The sequence below is a fragment of the Paraburkholderia madseniana genome (assembly GCF_009690905.1).
GTDB lineage: Bacteria > Pseudomonadota > Gammaproteobacteria > Burkholderiales > Burkholderiaceae > Paraburkholderia > Paraburkholderia madseniana.
The window spans coordinates 92342-115032 of record NZ_VOSW01000017.1 but is presented as its reverse complement, the minus strand read 5'-3'; the positions used below and the strand labels follow the sequence as shown (position 1 = coordinate 115032).

The window sequence follows — 22691 nt, the reverse complement described above, 5'->3', positions numbered from 1 at the left end:
GGCCTGGGGCACGCTTCAATCTCAATCCGGTACACGTATGGTCGCCTGGCGCGACGCGACCTACCATCCCCCAGATTGGGGAGAGTTCCCCCTCCCCCGACCCGGGGGATGCGCTTCTATAAACGGGGGGTGGCGGCAAGCACGCCTCCCAACAATTGGCTGGCTCAATACAATGGGTGACTGAAACATGCGTGTGACTGGAGAGACATCCGCGAGCGGACTGCACCTTTTCCTGGCAACGAAGATCGTTCCGCCGCGCGTGCCGGTGGATCTCATCGCGCGTCCTCGGCTCGCTGGCCTCGCCGAGCGCGCCGCGAACAAACGTCTCACCGTGATCAAGGCGCCCGCCGGATTCGGCAAAACTTCGCTGGCGCTCAGCTGGCTCGACCGGTTGCGCGCGAACGGTGCATTAGTGGCGTGGCTGTCGCTCGACACAGAAGACGATGACCCCGCACGCTTCCTCAACTATCTGGCGCACGCGTTACGACACGCCTGCGACAAGGTCGGCGCCGCGGCGATCAGCCTGACTGCCGACGCCGCATTCGTCCCGTTACACGCCGTCGTTTCCACGCTGGTCAATGAGCTTGTCGAAGTCGATGATGAGGTCGTCCTGTTTCTTGACGACTATCACCAGGTGAGCCTGCCGGCCGTACACGACGCGATGTCGTTCCTGATCGAAAAGGCGCCGCCTCATGTGCATGTGATCCTCTGCAGTCGCACCGATCCGCCGCTGCCGCTCGCGAGGCTGAGAGCAGGCGACGATCTGCTGGAAATCGATGGGTCGGTGTTGCGTTTCGACTTCGACGAAACGAGGCGCTTTGTCGAACGCACATTGCCCGGCACGCTGAACGCTTCGTACATCCAGACGCTCTTTGCGGGCACGGAGGGCTGGGCTGCGGCGCTGCGCATCCAGATGTCCATGCTATCGCGCAAGGATGGCGAGGCGGTTCGGGAGCGTGATGCGCCATCCGGTACGTCGCGGCCGTTCGCCGCCTATATCGAGTACATGTTCGAGCGCCTGTCCCCCGACATGGTCAGGTTCATGCTGCGCACGTCGATACTCGACCGGTTGAGCGCGTCGCTCTGCGAGGCGGTAACCGGCCTGCGCGCAAGCCAGCCTATGCTGGACGAAATCGCCGGAGGCCAGTTGCTGTTGCAGGCGCTCGACTCCAACGGGCAATGGTTCCGCTATCACCCTCTGATGAGCGAATACTTGCGGGCCCAGCTCGAAGCACAGCACGCCGACGAGGTGGCGGAACTGCATTGCCGCGCGTGCGCGTGGTATGCCGATCAGGAACTGTGGACGGAGGCAGTCAAACACGCGATCGCCGCGGGTAGCACGGATAACGCGATTCGTCTGATGGAGCGGTGTGCGATGGCGCTGGTCAAGAAAGGCGACCTGCTCACGCTACTCGACTTGCAGCGCCGCTTTCCCGCCGGTCTGGCCGGCGCACAGGTGAAGGTTACGCTGGCGATCGCCTGGGGCATGGCGCTCGCCATGCATTTCGAAGAGGCGCTCGCGATGCAGGATGTAGTCGAACATAATCTCGCGTCCGACACTGGCGCCGAAGCCAAAGACATCCGGCGCGAATGCCAGGCGATCCGCTCGGTCGTCGCGGGACTGCAGGACGATCCCGAGCGCGCACTCGTTATCGCTGAACCATGCATCGAGCGGCCGACCACCGATATCTGGACTACCAATGTGGCGTCCAACGTCGTGCGCTTCGCCCATTGGAAGGCCGGCAATCTCGAAGCGCTTTACGCAACGCCGTGGATGGCCTACTCAGCCGAAGAAAATCGGCGCAATCTGTACTCCTCGGTCTACCGGCAGTGCCTGCTGGGACATGCGGAAATGCAACAGTTGCACTTCGGACTTGCCGAACGGTATTTCACGGAATCGATGCAACTGGCCGAACGCCACGCCGGTCCCGATTCGATCTCGGTGGCGCTATGCGCACCGATGATCGGCCAGATCTGGTACGAACAAGGCCGGCTGGACAAAGCTGAAACGCTGGTTGCCGGGCTGATGCCGGTCATTGACGTTGCGGTCCTGCTCGATAGCGTGTTGATTGCCTACCGCCTCCTTATCCGGATCGCCGCCGCGCGTTCGGACGTGAGGCGGGCGTACGCATTGCTCGATCGTGCCCAGGCGCTGAGTTGCGAACGTCAATGGGACCGCATGACCGCCGCCGCCCTGGTTGAACGCACACGGCTTTATCTTGCGGAAAGCAGGATGGTCGAGGCGGCTGCCTGCGTCGCGCAGCTCGATCAGATGGCGGACTCCAACGCCCATCCTTCGCGTTCCATCTCGCTCGAGATCGAGAACTATCGTGCATTCGGAGCGGCCGCCGTTGCCGCGGCCCAACAGAGGACCGAAGAAGCCACCGCGGTGCTGGGCGCCGCGCTGCAGAGCGCCGAACGACAACATGCAGATTTCCAGGCGATACGCCTGCGAACCATGCTTGCGCTGATCTGGCTGGCAGCGAGCGAACGTGCCCGTGCGATCAGGATCTTTCGCGAAGTCCTGAAGGTCGCCGCGCCCGCAGGCGTGTACCAGTCCATTCTCGACGTGGGGCCGGACATCGGATTGCTGCTGGACGCCGTTCGTGAAGACATCAGGCATACAGGGAACGCGGAACAGACGGCGCACTCAAACGAGCTGAGCGCCTACGTGGATCATCTGCTCGACGGCGCGCGGATTCTCTATCAGCCAGGCGGCCACCGTCGACGCGATATCGAGCGCGGGTCGCTAAGTTCAAGGGAGCGCGAAATCGTCGACCTGATTGCCCGCGGACGGTCGAACAAGGAAATCGCAAATGTGCTCGGAATTGGCGCTGAAACCGTCAAATCTCATCTGAAAAGCGTCTTCGTGAAACTCGGCGTCGACAAGCGCGCTCAAGCTGTTGCGCGTGCGCGAGACCTCGGTCTTGTGGGTTCAGACTAGCCGCATGCCGAAGTAGCGACATGAATATGTAATGGCGCCATCCGATGCGACGTTTTAAATTAATCTTTTTTCCCTTATCTTTTTCCTGAGCGGCCTGATCGGCAGTTCCTGAAAAGGCACCCATCCGCAATGGTATGACCTATCTCCATTGCCTCGTACTCGATTCGTGCCACAACGGTGCGCACGATCAGACCTCGCGGTACGACACGAAATAACCATCAACCCTCTCCGCTCGCTTTGCGAGTTAGTGAGCTTTTCGCTGGAAAATCCCGGCATTGATGTGAAAATGTGGAGTACCACTATCCAATACGTCGACGAACTTCGAGGTTGACATGCTTACCGTGTTGATACCACGCTCGTCCCGGGTTGCCGCCCTCAGCGTTGCCATAGCCGGCGCGTCAGGCGTGGCAGGCTTACTCGAACCGGTCACGGGCTGCCTCGGCCTCGTACTGGTTGTTCTGGTCGCGCACTTTTTCGACCGCAGCTTTGGGCGTCTCGCCGCGAGTTTCGTCTCGCTTGGGATCGCCGGAACGATGTTGACTGCCGGTCACCCTCCTCTATCCTCCGGCTCGATCGGCCGCTGCGCCGTCGCAATCGGCGCGGTATGGTTTTGTGCCGAGCTGGTCTCCCGACGCCCCCGGCACATCCAACGGCCAGACTCAACGGCCCACTCGAAGGATGATGATTTCGATCACAAGGTTCGACAGGCGCTGACGGCAAGCGAGTCGAGAGAGTTGATCCGTGAACGGGAAGCGCAACTGAACTGGCTGACCGAGAATGTTCCCAGCCTGCTCTGGCGGACGGACGCTCATGGCCGCCTGGAATATATGAACAGGCGCACTGAGGATTACACCGGCCTACGGTTCGAAGAGCTGAGAGCGCGCGGCTGGCTTGACCTGGTGCACCCGGACGACGCTCCATCAACCCTTGAGGTCTGGGAAGATTCCCTCGCTAGCGGGAGGCCCTACGACTCGGTCCATCGGTTGCGCGCGGCCGACAACACATATCGCTGGTTTCAATGCAAAGGCACGCCCATGCGCGATGCCAACGGCGATATCGTGAGTTGGTATGGACTTTCGACGGATATCCACGAGCGGCAGCTGGCTCAGGAGGTTCTTCGCACGGAAGAGCTTAATTTGCGAAGACTCGTCGACGTATTGCCCGCGATGATCTGGCGAGCCACGCCGGAAGGAAAAGTCGACAGATGGAGTCGGCAAATGCTCGCCTTCATGGGAAAGACCGAGCAAGAATTCGACGGAGAAATGTTGCTTCGTCTCATCCCGGAAGCAGACCGTCTTCGTGTCCGCTCGCGCTGGCGGCAAGCTGTCTACGAAGGTGTGTCGTATCAGGACACGTACCAGGTTGCAGGCGCCGATGGGACACTGCGCTGGTATCTCGCTCGCGGCGAACCGTTTCGCGACGAAAGCGGACAGATCCTGCACTGGTTCGGCGTATGTACGGACATCGACGATCTCAAACAAACGGAAGCCGCGCTCGAACAGCGGGAGCACCAGCTACACGAACTGATCGAGACCATTCCCGCCATGCTCTGGAGCAATGACCCACAAGGGGGGCTCACTTACATCAATCGGAAAATCGTCGAATTCGTTGGTCTGGATCTTTCGCAGCTCGCGGGCGCCGGCTATCAGAAGACCTGCCATCCTGACGACCTGAACACCATGATTCAAGCGTGGACACACTCGGTCGAGACTGGCGAACCGTACTGCCACACCGCCCGGCTTCGCCGAAAAGACGGGATTTACCGGTGGTACCAGCACACGGGTGAAGCAATGAGGGACGCCGACGGCAACATTGTTCAATGGTATGGACTCAGTCTTGATATTGACGAACGCAAGCGTGCAGAAGACCGGCTCAGGCACACTCAGGCTGAACTTGCGCGGGCAACCCAGATTGCCACGGTCGCCGAACTCTCCGCCTCCATCGCGCACGAGCTCAATCAACCCCTCACGTCCGTTATCGCCAATGCGCAGGCTTGCAATCGGTGGCTCGCAGCGTCCCCGCCCAATTTGAGCGAAGCCAGGACTTCCGCGGAAAGCGTCGTTCGAGATGCCCATTCCGCCGACGAGACGATGAAAAGCATCCGTGCGCTGTTCAAGAGCCAATCATTCCAGAAGCGCAAGCGTAACGTGAAAGACATGGTCCTCGAATCCGTGCGGCTGCTACGGGAAGACGAAACCCGGCAAACCGCCGACATCGACCTCGATTTGCCCGATGGCCTGCCGCCGGTGTTCGTCGACCAGATACAGATTCAGCAGGTCCTGATCAATCTGATCACGAACGGAATAGAGGCCACGGAAAACTCGGGGCGCACACCGAAGATTCTCATTACCGCAAAGGCGCTTCGCGACGGGTCCGTGCTACTCGAGGTGGCCGATAACGGTGTGGGCATCGTGGGTGGCGACAGCATATTCGACGCATTCGTCACGACCAAGAGCACGGGAATGGGTATCGGGCTTGCAGTGTCCCGCTCAATTATCGAAGCGCATGAAGGTCGTCTTACTGCCGCCAATAATCAGGGCTACGGATCGACTTTTAGCGTCGTCCTGCCAGTCCTGAGCGAAGAAGCCGTGTATCCGGACGTCGAGATCAGTGGAGCGGCCAGTCGCTGAGCGAGGCATGGTGCTGGAGGGCGAATGAGGGACGCCCTCCACAATCATGTAATTGCGGCCCGCCAGTCTGCTACCTATCATCCAGTCAAGGTCGAGGGTTAGCTCTAACGAGAATCGAGGAACCGCATCATGCAAGCTCCCTTTGAAACAGACAGAACGTGGCAGTCAACAATGGCGCTCCTCTCGAACGAAGGTGAAACACAGGCGCCTGTTGTGTCCAGTTGCTTCCGCCCGAAGGGCAGCGAAAGCGACTTCCGCAAATGCGTCATCCGGGTGCTGGAGCGTCGCGGGCGCACCTCGGCAACGGTCGCGTGGAGCGACGCGACATCCTGTTGCTACGGCGAACAGCATTGGCGGCGCTGCGTTGCGAAGAAAGCCGGGGTTTGCGCCCTGAGTGGCCAGGCCATCACAAGAGGCAATGCCGTGTATCGACCCAAGCGGGTTCAACCTACACCACTAAACATCGAAGCGATGATTCTGGCCACGGTCCTCGAAGCGGTCTCTCTGGACGAAGGCTTCTGACGGTTCAGATCCGGTCGAAGCGTTGAGCGGACCCGCTCCTGTCATCGGTCACCATCCGAACTTCGCTTCGATGCCGAGATAGTCCGCATTGCGCGCCCCTAACGCGCGGATCGAATCGCCAACTTCGAAGTGCACCGCTTCCAGCGCGAGCGCAACGTTCGGGCTGACGAGCCAGTCGGCGCGAATCTGCGCATACATCCCTGTCCACCGGGTTCCCTTCCCCGTCGTGCCAGGCACCACGGCCATCCCCTGACCGTAGATCGCATCGGCTGTCGTCGCGCGCCACTGGAAACCGAGTGCCGTCAGTAACGTGAGCTTCGGCGATACCTTGAGGGTGATCGACGGCTTCACGTGAATCAGGTTGCTGTAGCCGGCGTAGCCCGCGAGCGTGAAGTAGTAGCCGTTCGGAAACAACGGATTGAAGGTTTCGACGCGGCCATCGCCGGGATGCCGGTCGCCCGATGCGCCGTCGATCTGCAAACCGACACGCGGCGAGCCCGCCACCGTTGCGAGCGTATAGCCGCCCAGCACCCCGAACGCCCACGCGCCGATGGTGTCCTTGCCGACGTGCCCCGTCTGTACCATCGATTCGGCATCCCAATCGAACGGCGTAACCTTGCCCGCGTAACGCACGTCGAATACATCGCGATGCTCGGTGCCTGCCGCATCGAGAAAGCGTGCGTTGTCGCGGTTGTAGCGCGACCAGTACGCTGACAGATCGCCTGGCCCCGTGTTCGCACGTTCCACGCGCACACCACTGAACGTGAGATGCCGGTTCGACACGTCGTCGATGGCCGTGACGTCGCGATTCTGCACGGGCTGCGTCATATAGCCGATGAAGCGCCACTTGTCGATTTCATAGTCGGCCCACAGCGCATCGAACGCCTGACGCACGTTCGGCCCGTCGCGCACCGAGACGAACCGCTGCAAGTCGAACGCCATCTCCTGCCGGCCGACGCGCGCCTTGAACGTGCCGCTGCCTACGCCATAGACGAACGCGACGAACGCCTGCTCGATGTCGAGCGGATTCTTGTCGACGGGCGAAACAGCATCCTTGCCGAAGGGCCGGGCATCCTCGAGTTGGAAAAACGCCTGCACATGCATGCCGATGCGCGCATCGGCATGCACTTCGGCGCGCTGGATGACGTAGCTGTCGGGCCGCGCGGCGCCGAGCCCGAAGAGTGGCGCGTTGTTCAGTTCGAAGCGTTCACGCAGAGTCGCGCCGAGCGACAGATAGGTCGACGGATCGCTGCCGGGCGAGATGTACTTGAGCGCATCGAACGGCTCGCGCGGCACGCACGGATTGGCCAGCGCCGACCAGTCTTCCTGCCAGCGGTTGAACGATAGCGCCGACGGCCGCTTCGCGGTGCATTGAGGCGCAGCGGCCACGCCTGCAACCGCATCCGCTGCGTTATCGGCGGCGAACGCGTTCACGCCCTCTGCCCATCCGCACACCGCGAGCACGGCGCAGGCAGCCGCCTTCGACGCCGCGTGCCTCAGTGAGCGACGCTGCATCATTTCGCCAGCTCGTGAATCTCGGCGACGTAGCCGCCGGGAAACTCGACCATCGCCGTACGCCCTTCAACTGTCCTGTTCGCCGGCGACAACACCTTCACGCCGACGCCCTGCGCCTTCGCGAGCGTCGCGTCGAGATCGGCGACCAGATAGCCGGTGACTTCGCGGCCGAACGGATAAGGCAGCTTGCCGTCGGTCACGAACACGAGCATGGTGCCGAAGCCGGACGTGATGCGTACGCGCCGGATCGTCTCGCCGGGCCGGCCGATTTCGCCACCGTCCGCGTGACGGTTGTCGGACACGACCTTGCCGTGCGAAAAGCGTACAAAGCGCTTGATGAAGTTATCCGCGGATTGCGCGGACGCATAGACGCGATTGTCGGGGACCGTCTCCAGCGGATCATACGAAGGCGCCTTCGTATGCCAATACAGTTGCATGTTCAGGCCGCCCGGCCACTGGATTACCGCGTCCTTGCCGATCGGATCGTCGAACGTATCCACGATCACGTCCGCGCCCGCAGCGTGCGCGGCACGAACGGCCTTGTCCATGTCGGTGACGAGATAGCCCGTGCGCTCGCTGCCGAACGGATACGGTATCGGCGTCTGGAATGCAAACACCGACAGCATGCCGACAGGCGTGCGCACGTATTGCGAAGCGGTCTTGCTCGGCGTCGGCGTGACCGTGAACACGGCGCGCGGCGAAGCGGTGCCGCCGAACGTCGCGATAAAACTGTCGACGAACGCGTCGATGTCCTGGCTCGCCACATAAACATGCGTCGTATCGTATTGCGGACCGACCGACACGACCGGCAGGCTCTTGCCTATGTTCTGATGATCGGCCTCGGCGAAAGCCGGCGAGCCGCTCAACGCCATGCCGAGCGCCGTGACAGACACAATCGAAACGACAGCGGCCCGCAACACTCGAACCGTCTTGACGGTACTCATAAAAAACACTCCTGGCTGGTAAGGGATGCCGCAGCGTTGTGCGGCACAATCAGATTCCGACCTTTGGCGTGCCCGTCCTGCGCACCAGCACAGCGAGCACGCACAACGCGACGAGCGGCAGCGTGCGCAACATCCGGTTGTGCGCCGCCTGCCGCGCCTATCGATCCTCGTTGCATAGCGGAGTCGGCTTGGTGCTGGCGACAGGCGGTGCACCTTGCGTTTGCGCATCGGGCGTGCGTATGCGCGCCTGCACGAACGGAATCGCATGCTCGCCAATCACAATGCCAAGCAACCCCGCAAGCGCAATCAGCGGAGGCGCGGGCGATTGCACGCGCACAAGGAAATACAGCAGGCCGACCACGAGGCCCGCACCCAATGCAATCAGATATGACATGGTTCACTCCTCACGCGCCGCGGCAAACGCGCCGTGCGCTCAGGCTTACCGCTGCCCGGACTGGGGCCGCAGCGCAATCCGGTAGCGTCCCGCACCGCCGATCGCGATGGTTCCGAACATGATCAGCAGCATCCACGCGAATTGCGCCTGGGCCAGCGTCCATTCGCGATGCACGAGGCTCAGCGCGACCACGCAGACGAGCATGATCGGCAGCGCGGCAAGCCGCGTCGCGATGCCCGCGATCATCAGCAGCGGGCACACGACCTCCGCGAAGATCGCGCAGCCTAGCGTCAGCGTCTTGCCGAGATGCAACGGGTCTTCGATCGCCTCGAACTGACTCGCGTAGTGGATTGCCTTCGGCAGTCCATGCACGAGCAGCACGAGCACGCTCGCGGTGACGCGCAGAAACAGCAGCGCCACATCGGGAGTGAGAAAACGCTTCATCGCCTGCCTGCTCCTAGAACGCGAAACAACTGCAGCCGAGCGCGCCCCAGAACGCGTTCGCGTCGCCAGCGGGCACATTGCTGCGCCATGCCCACGCATGCGCGTGACGATGCACGCCGCACAGGTTCACGCACGCGTCGTTGCACGACTGCACGAGCGGCGCCGCGGGACGATAGCGCGCATAGCCGCCGTACTCCGCGACGGGCGACCACGTGGGGCTAACGGGCAGCGCCGGCGGGTCGAACGTTTCGAACTCTTCGGCCGCGTAGACAATCCGCCCATTGACCGCCGTCAGCACCGAGCTCAGATGCCTGATGCCGTCTTCTTCCATCGTGAAATAGTCGTCGCTCAGCACCACGAAATCGGCAAGCTGGCCAGGCACGAGCGCGCCCTTCTTCGTCTCTTCATTCGAGAACCATGCGCTACCCACCGTATAGCGGCGCAGTGCCTCCATGCGATCCAGCCGATCCTGCGCGGCGTACATCAGCGTGCCGCCCACCGTGCGCCCCGAAACAAGCCAGTACAGCGAAACGAACGGATTGAAGCTCGCGACGCGCGTCGCGTCCGTCCCCGCGCCGACCGGCAGCCCGGCCGCGAGCATCTTGCGCACAGGCGGCGTATGCGCGGCGGCTTCGGCGCCATAGCGGGAAATGAAGTATTCGCCCTGATACGCCATCCGGTGCTGGACGGCGATGCCGCCGCCCAGTGCGGCAATGCGGTCGATGTTGCGCGCCGAAATCGTTTCGCAGTGGTCGAAAAACCAGCGCAGGCCGCCGAACGGCGTATCCTGGTTGACACGCTCGAAGACGTTGAGGAAACGTTCGATCGATTCGTCGTAAGTTGCGTGCAGCCGGAACGGCCAGCGATTTTGCACGAGCAGCCGCACGACGGCTTCGAGTTCGCTTTCCATCACGTCCGGCAGGTCCGAACGCGGCTCCAGAAAATCTTCGAAGTCCGCGCCGGAGAACACGAGCATCTCGCCTGCGCCGTTCATCTTCAGGAAATCGTCGCCGTCACCCGGTTTGGTGACCTTGACCCACCTCGCGAAATCTTCGATTTCCTTTTTCGCGTTCTGCGTGAACAGGTTGTACGCGATTCGCACGGTCAGCTCGTTACGCTTCGCGAGTTCCATGATGACGGCGTAGTCGTCGGGATAAGACTGGTAGCCACCACCTGCGTCGATCGCGCTCGTCACGCCAAGGCGGTTGAGTTCGCGCATGAACTGACGCGACGAATTCAACTGGTCGTCGAACGGCAGCTTCGGCCCTTTTGCGAGCGTCGCGTACAGCAAGCCCGCGTTCGGACGCGCAATCAGCATGCCGGTCGGATTGCCGCGGCGGTCGTGCTGGATCTCGCCGCCCGGCGGATTCTGCGTATCACGGTCATAGCCGACCGCACGCAGCGCGGCGGCGTTCAGCAGCGCGCTGTCGTAAAGATGCAGGATGAAGACGGGCGTATCCGGCGCGATCGCGTTGATCTCCTCAAGCGTCGGCCCGCGTTTTTCCGCAAACTGAAATTCGTTCCATCCACCGATAACACGCACCCATTGCGGCGCGGGCGTGCGTGCGACCTGCGCGCGCAGCATCTCGAGCGCGTCGCGCAGCGAGGGCACACCATCCCAGCGCAGTTCAAGATTGAAATTCAACCCGCCGCGAATGATGTGAAGATGTGAATCGTTGAGACCGGGAACGACCGTGCGTCCCTTCAGATCGATGCGGCGCGTGGACTCGTTCGCCCATTGCATCATGTCGTGATCGTTGCCGCTCGCAACGATCTCGCCCTTCGCGATGGCCAGCGCCGTCACGAACGAACGCTTGTCGTCCTGCGTCGCAATCTTGCCGTTATAGATCACCAGGTCCGCAATGCGGCTGGGCTGAATCGGTGCGGTCATCGTCGCTCTCCGTGATGTTTGGTCAGACGCGTTTCACGCGCGGCGAAAGCGGCGGCGCGCGTGAAACGCATGGCGTGGAGGAATTTCGTTGCGCGCTCAGCCGGGATCAGCCCGCCTTGTTCCCGTGTTCGCCGAAAATCTGCTTCGCGTAGCGCACGCCGATGCCATACGCGGTGTGCGCCTTGAAGATCTCCATGCAGCCGTCGTAGGTTTCGCCGCGCGCCCAGTCGCGTTGCAGTTCGCACAGGAACTGCACGGACGTCATCGGCACCGCACCCGCCTGGACGACGCGTTGTACGGCGCGCTGATGAGCTTCTTCTGTGATGTCACCGCAGGCGTCCGTCGGCACGTAGATTTCGAAGCCTTCGGCGAGCATCTGCACGCTCGGGAAAGCAACGCACACTTCCGTCCACAGGCCCGCGATCACGATTTTCTTGCGGCCCGTCGCTTTGATCGCGTCGCGAAAACCCTTGTCTTCCCATGAGTTCATCGACGTGCGGTCGATTGGCGTTTTCTCCGGAAACACCGACTGCACTTCCGGCAGCAGATGGCCGCTAAAAGAGTCGGCCGCGACCGTCGTCAGAACGGTCGGCACCTTGAAGAGCTTCGCGCTCTTCGCGAGGATCTGGACGTTGTGCAGGATGGTCGTGCGCTCGTGCGAGTGCGTGCCGAAAAACATCTGCGGCTGATGATCAATAAGTGCGAGTGCGCACGTGTCGGGTGTCAACAGTTCATAGGCCATGAGTAGCTCCATTTTTCGAGAGTGCAAGAGACCCGCACGGTTGCACGAAGGCAGCCGCGCCGGCGTCCGGTTAGTGGATGAGTCGAGTCGATGCTGCATCGGCCAGACGGATGCGACCGGCTTCCTCAGGCAACTTGAGCGCGAGTTTCACCGTGCCGCACGGGCGTTACAGCCTGGGTCTAACGTCCACAGCCGCAACATAAAGCGTTGTTCCCGAATGGGACATTGCATGTTTATGTAGTGCGGTAGCTCGTGGCACGTTCGAGTGCCCGGCCTCATTGCCCGACATGCGTCGAGCGCTGATTGACTCGCTGCGCCGATACCAGCTTCATGTAATAGCCGCCTCCAGGGTAGCCAACTACCATCCGGAACGTCGCATAACGAAACAGACTTTCCATCGTCCCATTTCAATTGGACGACGCGCTCACGCGGGATGCGTTTCTTTCGTCTGACCAGACCGCATCCGATCCGTAGCAATTCTTAATCTATGGAGATGTGAAATGGCAACGATAGCTGCCGACTACATGGTAGGTGCACTGGTAAACGCGGGCGTAAAGCGTGTATTCGGTGTGGTGGGAGATTCGCTGAATGGCTTCACGGATTCCCTGCGCCGGGAAGGTTCCATTGAATGGGTTCACATGCGGCATGAGGAAAGCGCGGCTTTCGCCGCCGGCGCCGAGGCGCATCTCACGGGGCAACTCGCTGTCTGTTGCGGGAGCTGCGGCCCGGGAAACCTGCACCTCATCAACGGCTTGTTCGACTGCCAACGCAGCGGCGTTCCTGTTCTCGCTATCGCCGCACATATTCCAAGTTCGGAAATCGGCATCGACTATTTTCAGTCGACCCATCCCGAAGTGCTGTTCAAGGAATGTAGTCACTACGTCGAACTCGTCACCCACCCCGACCAGCTGCCGCAAATTCTGGGCCGTGCGATCCGGACGGCCGTTGCGCGTAAAGGCGTCGCTGTTGTCGTCATACCTGGCAACGTGGCACTTGGGCCGCTCACAAAACCTGTGCCGAACTGGAGCGCACCGTCCGCTCCAATGATTCGCCCGGCGGACGCCGACATCGCGAAACTCGCGCTTCTGTTGAACCAGTCGTCGCGCGTGACCTTGCTTTGTGGAGCGGGTTGCAAGGATTCGCACGCGGAAGTTGTAGAACTCGCCCGCAAGTTGCAAGCGCCGATCGTGCACTCGCTGCGAGGAAAGGAGTACATCGAATACGACAACCCGTTCGATGTGGGAATGACAGGTCTTGTCGGGTTCTCCTCCGGGTACTCCGCGATGAAGAGCTGCGACATGCTCCTGATGTTAGGCACCGACTTTCCTTATCGACAGTTCTATCCGGAGGGGGTGACGATCGCGCAAGTCGATACAAGGGCAGAAGCCCTCGGCAATCGATGCCCGATCAAGCTTGGCGTATTGGGAACGGTCAAGGATACGCTCAGCGAACTTCTTCCAATGATTCGGGAGAATACGGACAGCAGCTTCCTGAATCGTGCGCTCGACGACTATCGCAAGGCGCGCGCGAATCTGGATTCGCTCGCTGAGCAGGAACCGGGCAGCAGCATCATTCATCCGCAATACGTGACCCGGCTCGTCAGCGAACTCGCCAACGAGGATGCCATCTTCTCCTGCGACGTCGGCACCCCCATCGCATGGACAGCCCGATATCTGAAGATGAACGGCAAACGGCGACTGGTCGGTTCGTTCAATCATGGCTCGATGGCCAACTCGCTCCTGCACTCGATCGGCGCGCAGGCCGCTTTCAGGGACCGGCAGGTGATCTCAATGTCGGGCGACGGCGGCTTCACCATGATGATGGGTGAATTTCTCACGCTGATTCAGGCAGGCTTGCCGGTCAAAGTCGTCGTGCTCAACAACGGAACGCTGGGCTTCGTGGAAATGGAGATGAAGGCCAGTGGCTTCGTCGATACGGGCTGCGACCTGAAAAATCCGAACTTCGCTGCGATGGCCAACGCGATCGGAATCAAAGGCATACGCGTCGAGCACCCTGCAGAGCTGGAAGGCGCGCTAAGCGAAGCGTTCGCCCATCCGGGTCCGGCGCTCGTCGACGTAGTAAGCGCACGTCAGGAGCTCGTGGTGCCTCCCACGACCACCGCCGACCAGGCTTACCACTTCGGGCTGTTCATGCTTCGCGCCGTCATGGACGGTCGAGGCCAGCAGCTCATCGACCTCGCAAAGGTCAATCTGTTCCGGTAGTGCAGTCCGCAAGCGTATAGGGACCGTTATCCACGCAATGGGAATCGAACCATGTCCAGCAAAATCGTCAGCACTGTAGATGTTCCATCCGAGCGCGAGCCCATCCACATGGGTTTCGTCATCGCCTGGCTTTTCTGTGCCGCGTTCTACTTCATGCAGTACATGCTGCGTTCCGCGCCGGGCGTGATGGTGCCCGAGTTGAGTGCGGCGTTCGCGCGCGATGCACTGGGCGTGGGCACGCTTGTCGGCCTGTACTACTACACCTATGCGCTGTTCTCGATCCTTTGCGGTGCACTACTCGATCGGCTCGGCGGCAAGGCGGTCATTCCGGCCGGCATCGTTCTCGTTGCTGTGGGGGCGGTCCTGTTCGGCCTGGGCAGCGTGGAGGCCGCGCAGGTCGGCCGCCTGCTGCAAGGCGCGGGTTCGGCGTGTGGCTTTATCGGCGCGGTGTATCTCGCCACGCACGGCTTTCCTCCCCGCTCTCTTGCGACGGCGGTAGGGTTCACTCAATGCTTCGGCATGCTGGGCGGATCCGCGGGTCAGTTCGCCGTTGCGCCGCTCATTCACGGCCTCATCACATGGCAGCAGTTCTGGTGGCTGTCCGGCCTCGTGATCTTTGTGATCGCGGTACTGGTGCTATTCGTGACGCCGGCAGGCCATGACGACAGCCCGGCCAGCCAGGGCTCGTGGATGAAGATGTTCGCGCCGTACAAGCAGGTGCTCACGAATCCGCAGTCCTACCTTTGCGGTTTCTGCGCCGGCCTGTTGTTCCTGCCGACTACGATTGGCGACATGATCTGGGGCATTCCATTCCTGCACAACGGTCTCGACGTCAGCTATGGAGAGGCCGTCAATCGCGCGAGCATGGTGCCGCTCGGCTGGGTGATCGGCTGCCCTCTGCTAGGCTACCTGTCCGATCGTCTGGGCCGCCGCAAGCCGGTGTTGATCGGCGGTGCACTGCTGATGCTCGTGTCGGGCACCGGCATTTTCTATCTGCCGGCCGGCGTGGCGCCGCCTTACGTGCTCGGCCTGCTGCTCGGCATCGGCTCCGGTGCGGCGATGCTGCCCTACACGGTGATCAAGGAAGTCAACCCAGACAACGTGAAAGGCAGCGCCAGCGGCGCGATCAATTTTCTGGTGTTCACGTTCAGCGCGTTGCTCACGCCCGTGTACGGCAAGCTGCTCGCCCACCATGCGAACGGCGGCACGGTGAACCTGTCTGCATTCCGGGCAGCCGGTTCGTGGCTGCTCGGTGGCATCGTGCTGGCCATGGTGCTCGCTATATTCATGCGCGAGACCGGACCGCGCGGACGCGCGAACGCGTGAGGACGCGCCAGGTTCCTCAACAAGGTCGAGCCTTGAACCTGGCGCTATCCGTTACACCGATGCCATCAGGTAAGGATTATTCTTCCCCGGCGCATAGGGCTGCGTCTTGAGTTCCATCCGCGCGATGCTCTGCAGGTGAACCTCGTCTGGGCCATCCGCGAAGCGCAATGCGCGGCCCCACGTCCAGCTATCGGCCAATGGCGTGTCGGGGCTCAACCCCATCGCGCCGAACACCTGCATCGCCCGCTCGCAAACGGCGGTGTGAACACTCGGCACGAGCGCCTTGATCATCGAGATCTCCTTGCGCGCATCCTTCGCACCCACGTTGTCGATCATCCACGCGGCCTTGAGAACGAACAGCCTCGCCTGATCGATTTCGATTCTGGACTTCGCGATCCACTCGGCGACTGTCCCGTGTTCGAACAGCGTCTTGCCGAATGCCGTGCGCGCCTGGGCCCGCTCCACCATCAACTCGAGCGCCAGTTCCGCGGCGCCGATCGAGCGCATGCAGTGGTGAATCCGTCCCGGCCCAAGACGCGCCTGCGCCAATGCAAAGCCGCTGCCCTCTTCACCGAGGAGATTCGATCGCGGCACGCGCACGCCTTTGAACTCGATCTCGCAGTGGCCTTCCGGCGCCACGTGATTGACCACCGGGATATTGCGGATCACCTTGACGCCGGGTGTATCGCGAGGCACGAGAATCATGCTCTGCTGACTGTGGCTCGGCGCGTCGGGATCCGTTTTGCCCATCACGATGAAGATCTGGCAATTCGGATGGGCTGCATTCGTGATGAACCACTTGCGGCCGTCGATGACATAGTCGTCCCCGTCACGACGAATCGACGTGGTGATATTGGTCGCGTCCGAAGAGGCCACCGCCGGTTCCGTCATCGCAAACGCCGAACGGATCTTGCCGTCGAGAAGGGGCTTGAGCCACTTCTCGCGCTGAGCGGGCGTGGCAAACATATGGAGCAACTCCATATTGCCCGTGTCCGGCGCATTGCAGTTGAACACCTCCGACGCCCACGACACCCGCCCCATGATTTCAGCCAAGGGCGCGTACTCGAGGTTGGTCAGGCGGGTACCGGGCTCGTCATCGCGCAGATGCGGCAGGAACAGGTTCCAGAGACCCTCTTCACGCGCCTTGTCCTTCAAGGTCTCCATAAAGGAAACCGGATACTGACCGGCACTCACTTCATCGTGCCATTGCCGGATGCGCGGAACGATGTGCGTGTCCATGAACGCACGCACCTGGGTGCGCAGCGCTTCGACTTTCGGGCTGTATGCAAAGTCCATTTTTACTCTTCCATAAGCTGATTGATGTCGTCGAGGTATTGGCTGACCGCGCGACCAACAGCGAGGTCAATGCCGTGCCTCGACCCCATGACTAGATCGTCAGTCCACCGTCGACGACGACACACTCTCCGTTGGTATAGCTCGCAGCATCGGACACCAGATACAGCACGGTACCCGCCATCTCGCGAGGTTCCGCATGACGTCGCAGCGGAATCTGCGACACCCAGCTCTCGTACGTGGCCTGATCTGCGAACAGCGCCCCTGCAAAGCGGGTTTTGGTCAGTCCGGGGAGCAGCGCATTCACCCGAATCCCCAACGGCCCGCACTCCTTCGCGAACGCCCGCGTCATGTTGACAACGGCGGCCTTGGTGATCGAGTAGATGCCCTGCCTGTCGCCTGGCTGCAAGGCATTGACCGAAGCCGTGTTGACGATCGCGCCGCCGCCGTTCTCCCGCATCAATTTGCCGGCCTCGACGGACATGAAGAAATAACCACGCAGATTGACTTCCACCGTCTTTTCGAAGGACGACAGATCGGTATCGAGAATGTGGCCGAAATACGGATTGGTGGCCGCGTTGTTGACGAGAATGTCCAGCCGGCCATGCCGTGCCCGAATATGCTGGAAGATCGCATGGATGTCCTCGAGACGCCCCACGTGGCACGGGTACGCTTCGGCGCTCCCGCCCGCCTCCTTGATTTCGCTTGCAACGGATTCACAATCTTCCAGCTTGCGGCTCGACACAATCACATGGGCGCCCTGCTCGGCGAGCAGTTTCGCAATCTCCTCGCCGATACCCCGACTCGCGCCCGTCACCAGCGCAATCTTTCCTTTCAGGTCAAACAAGTTTGTAGTCACGATCAGCATCCCTATTTCTACGTTCCGATTTCCTGCCTGTCTTCAGATCAGGTCAATGCCCATCTTCGCAAGCGCCCCGGCCATCTCCCCCACCTGCCGCGCTTTTTCGTTCGATGCGTTGCCGCTCAAGGCCCGCTTCTTCACGCCCTGTGCGATAGCGGCAAGCCGGAAGAAGCTGAACGCCAGGTAGAAGTTCCAGTTCTCAATCGACGAAATTCCCCGGAGCGCGCAATATCGCTCGACAATCGACGCCTCGTCCGGCACGCCCAACGCGTCTCGATTCAAGCCTGCGAGTCCGGCAATATGGCTGCCGGGCGGAAGCCGCAAACACATGCAGAAGTACGCGATGTCAGCCAGTGGATTGCCGAGCGTGGACAGCTCCCAATCGAGAACGGCGCGAACTTGGGGTGCATCGCGCATGAAGATGATGTTGTCGATACGAAAGTCGCCGTGCACGAGCGAAGGCTTTCCGGTTTCCGCCGGACAGTGCGCAGGCAGCCACTCGATCAGCGACTCCATGGCCTCCAATGTATCGGTCTGCGCGGCGCGATATTGCCTCGTCCAGACGTCGATCTGACGCTCGAAATAGTTGCCTGGGCGGCCGTAGTCGGACAATCCGGCTTCGTCGATATCCACGTCGTGGAGAGCGGCCATTGTGCCGAGCAGTGCGTCGTAGATAGCGCCGCGCTCCTCGGCGGGTACGTCGGGCAGCGCCGGGTTCCAGAAGATTCGCCCGTCTTCGTAGCTCATGAGGTAAAACAGGCTACCGATGACGTCACGGTCCTCGCAAAGGTGATAAGCACGGGCGACAGGGACCGGTGTCTGGCCAAGCGCCGATATCACGCGAAATTCACGATCAACCGCATGAGCCGCCTTGAGCAGGTCGCCGGGAGGTTGACGCCTCAGCACGTAGCTTCCACTTTGGGCCTTCAGGAGAAACGTCGGATTGGATTGGCCGCCGGAAAATTTCTCGACGGACAACGGCCCTTGAAACCCGGGCACGTGCGCCGTCAGATAACGTGTGAGATTTTCGATGTCGAATTGGAGGCTGGGGTAGTTCATCTAGCAGGAATCCGGATTGAGGTCAGCCGTAGGTGACAAATTCACGCCTCTCGGCATGTTCGAGATGCGGCACTGAATTGAAACTGACCAGCGACATCGCGTTGTCGTTAAAGACATATTGGCAAACGCTGCTGTTTCGAATCTGCAGGTTCAGTGCAATCGCGGTCGCGGCGGGTGTCTGCAGAACCTGCTGGGCAGTGACTGCGATCGGACCACCCGAACTCACCACCAGAACGCGCCTGCCGCCAGCCCGCTGGATATCGCTGCGCGCACGCTGGACACGCGTCTGGAATTGCTGCCATGTCTCTGGAACAACGCCCGGCAAGCGGTCATCGGCCCAGAGCTGCAGCACTTGCCGGAGCCCTTTGTAGAAGTCCTTTTTTGAACTGGTGACCGACAAACCTGACGGCAAACCCTCATCGCCGAGCGCCGCGAACAATGCCTCGAAATCGTATTCGTTCAAACCCGCGTCTTGCGCGAGCTCGACTTGGGGGCCGCCCATGGCGGCGAGAATGGCGTCGGCGGTTTGCCGATGCCGCTGCATCGTGCCAATGACAACGCGATCGAACCGCAAATCCGCCTGCGCGAAGTACTCGCCGAGCCAACTTGATTGGGTACGACCGGAGGGGGATAGCTCGTCATAGTTTTCAGCGCCGAAAGACGCCTGACCATGCCGTACAAGATAGAGTTCTGCCATGCCAGCCTCGCTTCAACATGGCTAGCAGAATACCCAGCGCCGTATCATTCAGGAAATTGATTGTTGTGATAGTCGGCTATAAATCCTCGTGACACCGGGCATGTATGCCCCGAATGTGCCACATGCCCCGTGGGTCCGAGCTACTGGTTCATTTCCAGCATGAGCCGGCCAACCTGCTCGCGCAGCCAACGATGAGCCGGGTCCCCGGTCACGCTTCGATGCCAGTAGCCATGAGACTGGAGATCCGGAAGATCGAACGGCAGCGCCAGGATTCGCGCGTCATAGCGCTTGAGGAGCACGAGGGGGGCCGTGAGGACGAGATCGGTTCGCATCGCGATCAACGGGGCGACCAGATAGTGTTGAACCCGCGTCTGAATCGATCGCCTGACGCCTAGCTTGGTCAGTTCCGCATCGACGAGACCCGATCCCTGGGGGCGGCTGGATACGTGGATATGGCCGAAGCTGAGGTAGTCGTCGATCGTCAGCTTCTTCTTCGTAAACGGATGGTCGTGACGCAGCATGCATGCATACCGGTCGCGGCCCAGCGGCTCCTGTTCGAGGTAGGGATCGTCAATCAGCGGGGCGTCGATTGCGAGATTGACCGCACCGCTGGCTAGCGCTTCCGGAACGTCCTTACGCGTCGTGAAGTAGCTCTCGATACGAATGCCGGGCGCCAGTCGCTGCAGCACCTCCTCCAGCGCGGGCAGAAGGAGCGCCTCCGTGAGGTCGGTCATGCTGAGCCGGAACGTACGCTCGGACGAGGCGGGGTCGAAGCGTCCTCCGACGTGAGTACTCGAGTCGAGCAGTTGCAGTGCCTCGCGAACCTGGCCGATGATGTTTTCCGAAACGGGAGTCGGCATCATGCCGGCCGACGTACTCACAAACAGCTGATCGTCGAATGTTTTGCGCATCCGCGCCAACGCATTGCTGACAGCAGGCTGGGTGATGAACAGCATCTCCGCTGCGCGCGTCAGGTTTCGTGTTCTGTAGACGGCTTCGAAGACAACGAAGAGATTCAGATCAACCTTTGACAGACGCATTTTCAAATTCCCCGACGCCACTCGAACTGTATTTTCGACTCCTCCTGTTCACGCGCACTTGTCGGCGCAAGGCGACGATCGGCGTGGTATCACGGAGCAACCCCGGCGAGTCTACTCCTGCCATGGCGAGACAGCCAAACAGGGGCATGAGGACGCTTCGCGCACGCTGATCCTTCGGTTCAGCGCGATCGCAAAGGCGGTGATCAACTCGCCCGCCGCCCCCCTGCTCCAGCAAGTCCTATAAATTTTCGCGGATCATGGCGAACACATCGGCGGACTGCCCCTGCAGCATGGCTTTCGCTGAATACAAAACCATTCCGTACGCAGCACCCCACTCGATCTTCGGCGGCATCACGAGTGTCATCGTGTCGACCTTGACGTTCAGAAGCGCCGGGCCGGGTTCGTTCAACCATGCGATGACGGCCTCTTCGAGTTCATCGGCCTTCGCCACCGTGCGTCCCCACAGGCCGATTGCCTCGGCGACCTTGCCGAAGTCCGGGTTTTGCAGGCCCGTATAGAGCGGGAGCATGCCTTCGGACTTCTGCTCGATGTCGATAAATCCAAGCTTGCCGTTGTCGAACACCACCACCTTGACGGGCAGCTTCTCCTGCACGAGCGTCATGAGTTCACCGAACAGCATAGCGAGACCGCCGTCGCCGGACATGGAGATCACCTGACGTCCAGGCTGGCATTTCTGCAGGCCCATCGACATCGGCAGGGCCGCCGCCATCGTGCCGTGGAGCAGACTCGAAAACACCCGGCGTTTTCCGTTCGTGTCGATATGCCGGTAAAGCCAGACCGTGGGCGTCCCATCGTCGGCGCAGAAGAGTGCATCGCTCGCTGCGTACCGGTTGATCAACTCGGTCAGGTAGATGGGCGGAATCGTTCCGCGGTTGGACGCAACGGCCTTCGACCGGTGAGTTTCCACTGCGCGTGCATGCCGCTCGACGAGCTTGTCGCGGAACTCGGTCGACGTACGCGGTTCAAGGCGCGGCAGCAACGCCTCCATCGTGGCCTTGATATCGCCAACCAACCCAAGCGTGACCGGATGCCGACGGCCGAGATGGTCGGGCGCCATGTCGATCTGAACGATTCTGGCCTTCTCCGGATAGAACTGCCGCCACGCGAAGTCGGCGCCCAGCAGCAGCAAGGTCTCGCATTCGGATACCGCCAGATAGCCTGCTTCGCCGCCGATAATGCCGGTCATGCCGACGTTGTACGGGTTGTCATGTTCCAGCGCGTCTTTTGCGCGGGACGTGTGCGCAATGGGTGCCTTGAGCCGCTCGGCAACCGCCATGATTTCGGCGTGCGCGCCACGGCATCCGGAACCGCCGTAGATCGCAATCTTCTCACCCGAATTGAGGATGTCAGCCACACGGTCGAGGTCTGCGTCACTCGGCCGGACCACCGGCACATTCGTGTGGACCGAATATGGGACGTTATCGCTGGCATCCGCATGGGCGATGTCAACCGGAACGATCAGCACGGCGACGCCACCCTTTGCAATGGCGGTCTGACAGGCAATCACGGTTTTGCGTCGCGCCTGCTCGGGCGTAATGATCATGTCGCAGAACACGCTGCACGATCCGTAGATCGCCTTGAAGTCGACTTCCTGCGGAAAGTTGAAGCCGAGTTCCTCGCTCGCGACCTGGGTTGCAATCAGGATGACCGGCGCCCGATTGCGGTTGGCGTCCACGAGGCCATTGATGAAGTGAAGGCTGCCAGGGCCGCAGCTTCCCGCCACGGCCGTGAGGTTGCCGGTCAACATGGCCTCGGCTTCGGCGGCGAACGCCCCCGCCTCCTCATGGCGCACATGGACCCACTCGATGTCGCTCTCGTTGATGTGATGAGCAATAAGATTCAGCGTGTCGCCCACGATCCCGTAGCAATGCTTGACGCCCGCCGAGGCGAGCGTATCCACAATGATTTCGGCAACTTTTTTACTCATCCCGGCTCTCCTGAAAGTGCTCCATGCATGAAATGATCCGCTGCCGATATGAACCGCGGGACCGGAGTTTGTCACTGCGGGTCGCGCTGATTCCATCGGTGGGAGGATTCACTTATCTTGCATCGACTCCTTGTCGGCCGATATCACCCTGCGGGGGGATTGGCGCCATGATGGCTCCCCCATGTCTCATGTCTCATGTCTCATGGCTAATACCTCAT

Annotated in this window: 17 protein-coding genes; 5 read left to right on the top strand and 12 right to left on the bottom strand. The window is 61.1% G+C overall.

Features of this window, described 5'->3' with window-relative positions; translation table 11 throughout:
- The first annotated feature begins 187 nt into the window (after window positions 1–187).
- From FSO04_RS11455 to FSO04_RS11445, 3 genes are all read left to right on the top strand, one after another.
- Window positions 188–2944 (top strand): winged helix-turn-helix domain-containing protein, encoded by a 2757-nt coding sequence (locus tag FSO04_RS11455; protein ID WP_154559799.1) that lies wholly within the window; start codon window positions 188–190, stop codon window positions 2942–2944.
- Window positions 2945–3276: 332 nt separating this feature from the next.
- Window positions 3277–5574, top strand: a complete 2298-nt coding sequence (locus FSO04_RS11450; protein ID WP_154559798.1) for a PAS domain-containing sensor histidine kinase — start codon at window positions 3277–3279, stop codon at window positions 5572–5574.
- Window positions 5575–5703: 129 nt separating this feature from the next.
- Entirely contained in the window at window positions 5704–6096 is a 393-nt protein-coding gene (locus FSO04_RS11445; protein ID WP_154559797.1) for a DUF3331 domain-containing protein, read from the top strand.
- Window positions 6097–6144: 48 nt separating this feature from the next.
- On the opposite strand, the gene FSO04_RS11440 is transcribed toward FSO04_RS11445, so the two are convergent.
- The 6 genes from FSO04_RS11440 to FSO04_RS11415 all read right to left on the bottom strand — a co-directional run bounded on the left by FSO04_RS11440 (window position 6145) and on the right by FSO04_RS11415 (window position 12026).
- Window positions 6145–7614 carry an alginate export family protein gene (locus FSO04_RS11440; protein WP_154559796.1) on the bottom strand — a complete coding sequence of 490 codons (1470 nt, stop codon included), beginning with the start codon at window positions 7612–7614 and terminating at the stop codon, window positions 6145–6147.
- Window positions 7611–8555, bottom strand: coding sequence for a VOC family protein (locus tag FSO04_RS11435; protein ID WP_154559795.1), 945 nt, complete (start codon window positions 8553–8555; stop codon window positions 7611–7613). The genes FSO04_RS11440 and FSO04_RS11435 overlap by 4 nt, the downstream gene beginning before the upstream one ends.
- A gap of 157 nt (window positions 8556–8712) precedes the next feature.
- Window positions 8713–8949, bottom strand: coding sequence for a DUF1427 family protein (locus FSO04_RS11430; RefSeq protein WP_154559794.1), 237 nt, complete (start codon window positions 8947–8949; stop codon window positions 8713–8715).
- A 45-nt stretch (window positions 8950–8994) separates the two neighbouring features.
- Entirely contained in the window at window positions 8995–9393 is a 399-nt protein-coding gene (locus tag FSO04_RS11425; protein WP_154559793.1) for a DoxX family protein, read from the bottom strand.
- A gap of 13 nt (window positions 9394–9406) precedes the next feature.
- Window positions 9407–11284: an amidohydrolase gene (locus FSO04_RS11420; RefSeq protein WP_154559792.1), complete on the bottom strand. Its 1878-nt coding sequence runs from the start codon at window positions 11282–11284 to the stop codon at window positions 9407–9409.
- Between the two features lie 106 nt (window positions 11285–11390).
- Window positions 11391–12026: a hydrolase gene (locus FSO04_RS11415; RefSeq protein WP_154559791.1), complete on the bottom strand. Its 636-nt coding sequence runs from the start codon at window positions 12024–12026 to the stop codon at window positions 11391–11393.
- A 500-nt stretch (window positions 12027–12526) separates the two neighbouring features.
- Between FSO04_RS11415 and poxB the strand changes: the two genes are divergently transcribed.
- Both poxB and FSO04_RS11405 read left to right on the top strand, forming a co-directional pair.
- Window positions 12527–14248, top strand: coding sequence for a ubiquinone-dependent pyruvate dehydrogenase (gene poxB, locus FSO04_RS11410; protein ID WP_154559790.1), 1722 nt, complete (start codon window positions 12527–12529; stop codon window positions 14246–14248).
- A 51-nt stretch (window positions 14249–14299) separates the two neighbouring features.
- Window positions 14300–15574 (top strand): MFS transporter, encoded by a 1275-nt coding sequence (locus FSO04_RS11405; RefSeq protein WP_154559789.1) that lies wholly within the window; start codon window positions 14300–14302, stop codon window positions 15572–15574.
- 51 nt (window positions 15575–15625) lie between these two features.
- On the opposite strand, the gene FSO04_RS11400 is transcribed toward FSO04_RS11405, so the two are convergent.
- From FSO04_RS11400 to FSO04_RS11375, 6 genes are all read right to left on the bottom strand, one after another.
- Window positions 15626–16870 carry an acyl-CoA dehydrogenase family protein gene (locus FSO04_RS11400; protein ID WP_154559788.1) on the bottom strand — a complete coding sequence of 415 codons (1245 nt, stop codon included), beginning with the start codon at window positions 16868–16870 and terminating at the stop codon, window positions 15626–15628.
- A 91-nt stretch (window positions 16871–16961) separates the two neighbouring features.
- Complete coding sequence (locus tag FSO04_RS11395) at window positions 16962–17726, bottom strand: SDR family oxidoreductase (RefSeq protein WP_168435645.1); 765 nt, start codon at window positions 17724–17726, stop codon at window positions 16962–16964.
- Between the two features lie 42 nt (window positions 17727–17768).
- Complete coding sequence (locus tag FSO04_RS11390; protein ID WP_154559786.1) at window positions 17769–18788, bottom strand: phosphotransferase; 1020 nt, start codon at window positions 18786–18788, stop codon at window positions 17769–17771.
- Window positions 18789–18810: 22 nt separating this feature from the next.
- Complete coding sequence (locus FSO04_RS11385) at window positions 18811–19485, bottom strand: histidine phosphatase family protein (RefSeq protein ID WP_154559785.1); 675 nt, start codon at window positions 19483–19485, stop codon at window positions 18811–18813.
- 140 nt (window positions 19486–19625) lie between these two features.
- Window positions 19626–20525: a LysR family transcriptional regulator gene (locus FSO04_RS11380; RefSeq protein ID WP_154559784.1), complete on the bottom strand. Its 900-nt coding sequence runs from the start codon at window positions 20523–20525 to the stop codon at window positions 19626–19628.
- 238 nt (window positions 20526–20763) lie between these two features.
- Window positions 20764–22473 carry a thiamine pyrophosphate-dependent enzyme gene (locus tag FSO04_RS11375; RefSeq protein ID WP_154559783.1) on the bottom strand — a complete coding sequence of 570 codons (1710 nt, stop codon included), beginning with the start codon at window positions 22471–22473 and terminating at the stop codon, window positions 20764–20766.
- Window positions 22474–22691 lie beyond the last annotated feature (218 nt).